Annotated in this window: 5 protein-coding genes and 1 pseudogene; 5 read left to right on the top strand and 1 reads right to left on the bottom strand. The window is 67.5% G+C overall.

The window, feature by feature from the left end; genetic code table 11:
- Window positions 1–248: 248 nt before the first annotated feature.
- Window positions 249–740: pseudogene (locus E6U81_RS39310) on the top strand (transposase family protein).
- A gap of 43 nt (window positions 741–783) precedes the next feature.
- Here E6U81_RS39310 and E6U81_RS39315 read toward each other — a convergent pair.
- The gene (locus E6U81_RS39315; RefSeq protein ID WP_136234774.1) at window positions 784–1,353 is read right to left on the bottom strand and encodes an SMI1/KNR4 family protein; all 570 of its coding nucleotides are present in this window, start codon (window positions 1,351–1,353) and stop codon (window positions 784–786) included.
- 334 nt (window positions 1,354–1,687) lie between these two features.
- Between E6U81_RS39315 and E6U81_RS39320 the strand changes: the two genes are divergently transcribed.
- From E6U81_RS39320 to E6U81_RS39335, 4 genes are all read left to right on the top strand, one after another.
- On the top strand, window positions 1,688–2,044 hold the full coding sequence (locus E6U81_RS39320; protein ID WP_136234775.1) for a hypothetical protein: 357 nt from the start codon (window positions 1,688–1,690) through the stop codon (window positions 2,042–2,044).
- Window positions 2,045–2,061: 17 nt separating this feature from the next.
- Window positions 2,062–2,331, top strand: coding sequence for a hypothetical protein (locus tag E6U81_RS39325; protein ID WP_136234776.1), 270 nt, complete (start codon window positions 2,062–2,064; stop codon window positions 2,329–2,331).
- A gap of 379 nt (window positions 2,332–2,710) precedes the next feature.
- Window positions 2,711–3,721: a quinone oxidoreductase gene (locus tag E6U81_RS39330; protein WP_136234777.1), complete on the top strand. Its 1,011-nt coding sequence runs from the start codon at window positions 2,711–2,713 to the stop codon at window positions 3,719–3,721.
- A gap of 257 nt (window positions 3,722–3,978) precedes the next feature.
- A complete protein-coding gene (locus tag E6U81_RS39335) occupies window positions 3,979–4,344 on the top strand; it encodes a hypothetical protein (RefSeq protein ID WP_136234778.1) in 366 nt (121 codons plus the stop codon).
- The last annotated feature ends 372 nt before the right edge of the window (window positions 4,345–4,716 follow it).

Genomic DNA, 4,716 nt, shown 5'->3' on the forward strand with positions numbered 1-4,716 from the left:
CTAAGCCTTTCAGCGCCGATGGTACTGCAGGGGGGACCCTGTGGGAGAGTAGGACGCCGCCGAACAATCATTGTGGGAAAGCCCCGCACCCTCTGGGTGCGGGGCTTTTCTGCGTTTACGGGCCGGTTCAGTGAGCTCCTTCAGAGTGGCCACTGATCGGGTGACGGGCTAGGGTCCCGCAACGCACGAGGCTCCCGCGCCATTGAGAGAGGTGTTCGACGTCTCAACTCTTCAGCGCAGGAGCCTCGTTGGTTCCCCATCCTGCTGCAGGCAACCTGCCGCACGCCCTGGTCGACCTTCGCCGGCACGACACGCTCGCGCAGATCGCCGCCGGCTTCGGCATATCCGTCGGCACCGCCCACGCCTACGTCACGGCCGTCGCCGATCCCACCGAAGCTGCTGTGGATCTCACCCGCGCTGCCCGGCCGCACCCACGACCTGACCGCGGCCCGCACCCACCGCATCATCCGGATCTGCGAACGCCAAGGCTCCCCGTCCTCGCCGACCGCGCCCACAGCGGAGCCGGCCCCTGGGTGACCACGCCCATCAGACGGCTTCCCGGCCAGGACCTCACCACAACCCAGCAGACAATCAACCGAGCCCTGTCAGCGGCACGAGCACCGGTCGGACGAGGCATCGCGCGACTGAAGTCCTTGCAGATCCTCGGCCGGGCCCGCTGCAGCCCCAACTGGATGACGGCCATCGCCGCAGCCATCCTCACCTCGGAACGTCAACGCTGATGAGTACGGATCGGCAATGGCCGTCCTCCAGTTGGGAACCGTCTCACGACCAGACAAGTCGACCTTCGGCGAACCGACAGACCGGGTAGCTTCCATCGGCGATCCTCGTCAGTGTCTCCGCCACAGAGTCGAAATACAGGGCCATCGATTCGTACTCGCCCGTGACCGTGGGTCCGCCCACGAACCAGCGGCCGACGCGCCCGTCCCGGACATCGATGAACTTTCCCATCCAGCCGTCCCGGTCCGACAGGAACGGGATCCACTCGTTACGCCAGAACGGATTGTCCGGCTGGTCCGGAGGGTCGAATCCGCAGGACGTGGAGCGGTTCGCGTAGAGCCTCTCCATCGCCCGGATGCCCAGAAAGAAGCTTCCCTCGTCGGGGAACCCGTCGAAGCCGCAGCACATTGCGTCATCGTCGAAATCTTCCTCCGGCAGATCCAGATTGTTCTGCAACAGCCACGTCCGCAGGTCCCCCTGCAGAGAGATCCCCATCCGTTCCTCGGCTGCCGCGAGCATCTGCTCCGTAGCGGGCCCTGGCAGATCCGCGTGATCGGCCGGCGCGTGCTCCCGAAGAAGACTCATCACACGCGACCAACCACCAGCCGCACTCATCGCCCTCTGCCCTCTGTCCTCTGCAGGGATGTCTCCGGCCGACCACGCCACTGCGGAGGTCGGGAAGTACCGGCCGGAGAATCTTGCAGGGATGGTACTTCGAGCATGCGTTCCATCCCTCCCCGCGATCATCTTCCGCCCCGAAGCGCAGGGCCGGCCCCTCAGCGAAGTGACCGCCCGCGGCTTTTCGCAGACAATCCACCGTGCCCGGCCGGCCCAGCCGAGGAGCTTCGAGGACTCAAGCGAGGGCCACGGCGTCACTCTGGAGTGGCGAAGCCGAAAACGCTCAGTGGCTCGGCTCGGTATCCTGGCCAGCGTTCCCCTGGAGGACACGATGACAGCACAGCAGTGGGGAGACGGCGGGCCTCTCATCCCCCAGCCGGCGATGACACGCGAAGCCCTGCGGGACGCCGTGCGCCGGATCGACATGGCCAACCTGGCCGCGCTCGACAAGGAATGCAACGAGGCCTTCGACCGTGCCGCGGAGACGGGTGCCATCAACCCGCTGCGGTTCTTCCTGATCAAGTGGGCCACGCACGTGGCGATCCACCGCTGGCCGGCGCGTACGGCCGCACTCCACGAGGCAGAACGCATCGCGGGCGATCCCGACGCCACCGAGGAACAGTTCCGCGCCGCCATGGAGACCAGCAGCCGCATCCTCGCCGAGGCCCAGCGCGAGATCGGGCAGTGACCCCGCGCGGCGAAGGCGTGGAGAACGACAGCGGCTGGGCGTGGGAGTGCGACCCCAGTCGGCTGTGGGTGCTCGGCGACATGCCCTCGGCACAGCAGGACCTGGTCGGTGCCGTCATGGACGGCCTGGTCGACCTCGCCGCGATGGCCATCGACCCCAAGGACGGCAGCCTCTACGAGGACCCCCACCCGATGCGGCTGCGTACGTACGAGGACGAACACCTCATGGTCTGGTACCAGACCATCCCGCACCGCAGCCGGGTCTACCTCAAGCGCGTCAACCTCTGAGCTCCAGCAGGCCCGTTGAGCCACGAACGCTCGGTCGGTGAGGACGGGGACGACGGCACAGGCATCCAACTCGCCGGCGATGTCGACGTCTTCGGCGAAACCGCCCCGCGCCAGGTCGAGGCCGGACGAACAGCCGGCCAGGGCCGCGGATACGTCCGGGTGTGCGTGAAACAGACTCCTGCACCCAGCAGATCTTGCGGGGCGTGGGGATGACTTCGATCGAGCGGACTGCGTATCCGCGGTTCAAGCGGCTGGTCAGTGCGCATGAGCTGCATCTGTTCTTCGCGCCGACGCGGGAGGAGGCGGCGGGCCGGTCTGCTTGCCGGGAATCGCACCGCCATCAACGGGGTTGGTGGGGAAGAACCGTGATGGGAGGGTCATGCGAGCGATTCAGGTGTACGAAGTGGGCGGTCCCGAGGTGCTGCAGGAGGCCGAGGTGGACCAGCCGCGGCCGGGTCCGGGCGAGGCGCTCGTGGAGGTCGCCGCATCCGGGGTCAACTTCCTCGACGTCTACCACCGCGAAGGCCGGTACAGCCTCCCGCTGCCCTTCACCCCGGGCTCTGAGGGCGCCGGCACGGTCGTCGAAGTCGGACCCGGCGTCGCTGACGTCGCAGTCGGGGACCGGGTCGGTTGGGTGGAGATTCCCGGCACGTATGCCGAGCGGGCCGTCGTGGACTCCTCCCGGCTGGTGCCGCTGCCCGACGACATCGGCTTCGAGACAGCCGCCGCCGTGCTCCTCCAAGGCATGACCGCGCACTACCTCGTCAAGGACGCCTACCCGGTTCAGGGGGGCGACACGGTGCTCGTGCATGCGGCTGCTGGCGGCATGGGGCTGCTTTTGACCCAGCTCATCACCCATCTCGGCGGCAGGGTGATCGGCACGACGTCGACCACGGCGAAGGCCGAGCTGGCGAAGCGTGCCGGGGCCGCTGAGGTGATCCTTTCCTCCGCAGTCGACGATCTCGCAGCCGAGGTGAGGCGGCTCAACGGCGGTCAGGGACTGCCGGTTGTCTTCGACGGCGTCGGCGCGCACACCTTCGATGCGAGCCTCGCCAGCCTGCGAACCCGCGGCCATCTCGTGCTCTTCGGCGCGGCCAGTGGTGCCGTGCCGCCGTTTGATCCGATGCGGCTCGTCCACGGCGGTTCGCTGACCCTGATCCGGCCCAGCCTCGGGCACTTCATCGCCGATCGGTCCGAGCTGCTCCGACGGGCCGCCGATGTGTTCGAGTGGGTGCGCTCCAAGGCGCTTGAGGTCAACGTGACGGGCCGCTACGCATTGTCCGAGGCCGCCCAGGCCCACAGCGATCTGGAGGCTCGGCGTACCACCGGCAAGCTGCTCGTCGTACCCGATGCGGCCGCTATCGGACGCCGCGAGGAGACGCAGAGCTGATCGCGGGTGACGAGGTCGGGGATCTTGGAGACTGAGATGTCGAGGGCATGGCCGACGGTCATCGCCAAGATCCCCGACAGCGCCAGGCGCCCTGCAGGCCAAGATCAAGTCCTGACGGGTTTCTGGCGTATCTGGTCGAGACCTGGCTCACCCGTCCACAACCTCCCGGGACAACACACCTAGGCCTTCAGGGCGGCGGGTGCCGGACCCGGGGGTACTCCGCGCGTTGGGGCTACCGGCTGCGAGAGCGTCACCGCATGGCGGTGGTGGTTCCCGGAAGTGAGGACCTGCGCGCCCCAGAAGTGGACGCCGTGGCTCTGACGACGGGTGCTCCCGGCGAGAGCCGCCAGGTCACCCACGAGCACCTCGGCGATCTCTACGCCGATGGCCTCGCCCTCGTCCGCACCAGCGACGTCACGCAGCCTGGGGCGCTCGTCCTCCGGGAGTGCGCCCGTGCGCTCGCCGGCAATGAGAGCGACGGCGGCCTCGAACGCGTTGCTCCCGGCAGGCAGCCGGTCGCCGGGCTCGCGATCCTCCCCGCGCTCCTGGCTGTCCGCTATGAACGCGCGCCCCGAACGATGCTCAGCAGACTCTGCAACGCCTCCGACGAGCAGGCTTCGTAGCCGCTGGTGCGGACGCGGCCACGGTCCTCGTCAGCCGATGCGTGGGGTGGCGACGAGGTCGGGGGTGGGGCTGGGGCGGCGTTTTGACTCCTCCCGGGCACGGTTGTAGAGTTGAGCAGTTGCCTGGAGCGGACACGCTCGGCAGCAGCCCCCACAAGGAGTCACTTTCGAGTGGGGACACTCGACTCTTCATTCGGGAATCGAAGCCGGGGAAATCCGGTGGAAAACTTCTGATAGAGTCGGAACCGCCGGAAAGGGAAACGCGAAAGCGAAAACCTGGAAAGCGCCGAGGAAGTCGGACACGAAAGAGTCTGATAGAGTCGGAAACGCAAGACAGCAGAACGAAAGCCCGGAGGAAAGCCCGAGAGGGTG

The sequence above is a fragment of the Streptomyces sp. A0592 genome (genome assembly GCF_004795115.1).
GTDB lineage: Bacteria > Actinomycetota > Actinomycetes > Streptomycetales > Streptomycetaceae > Streptomyces > Streptomyces erythrochromogenes.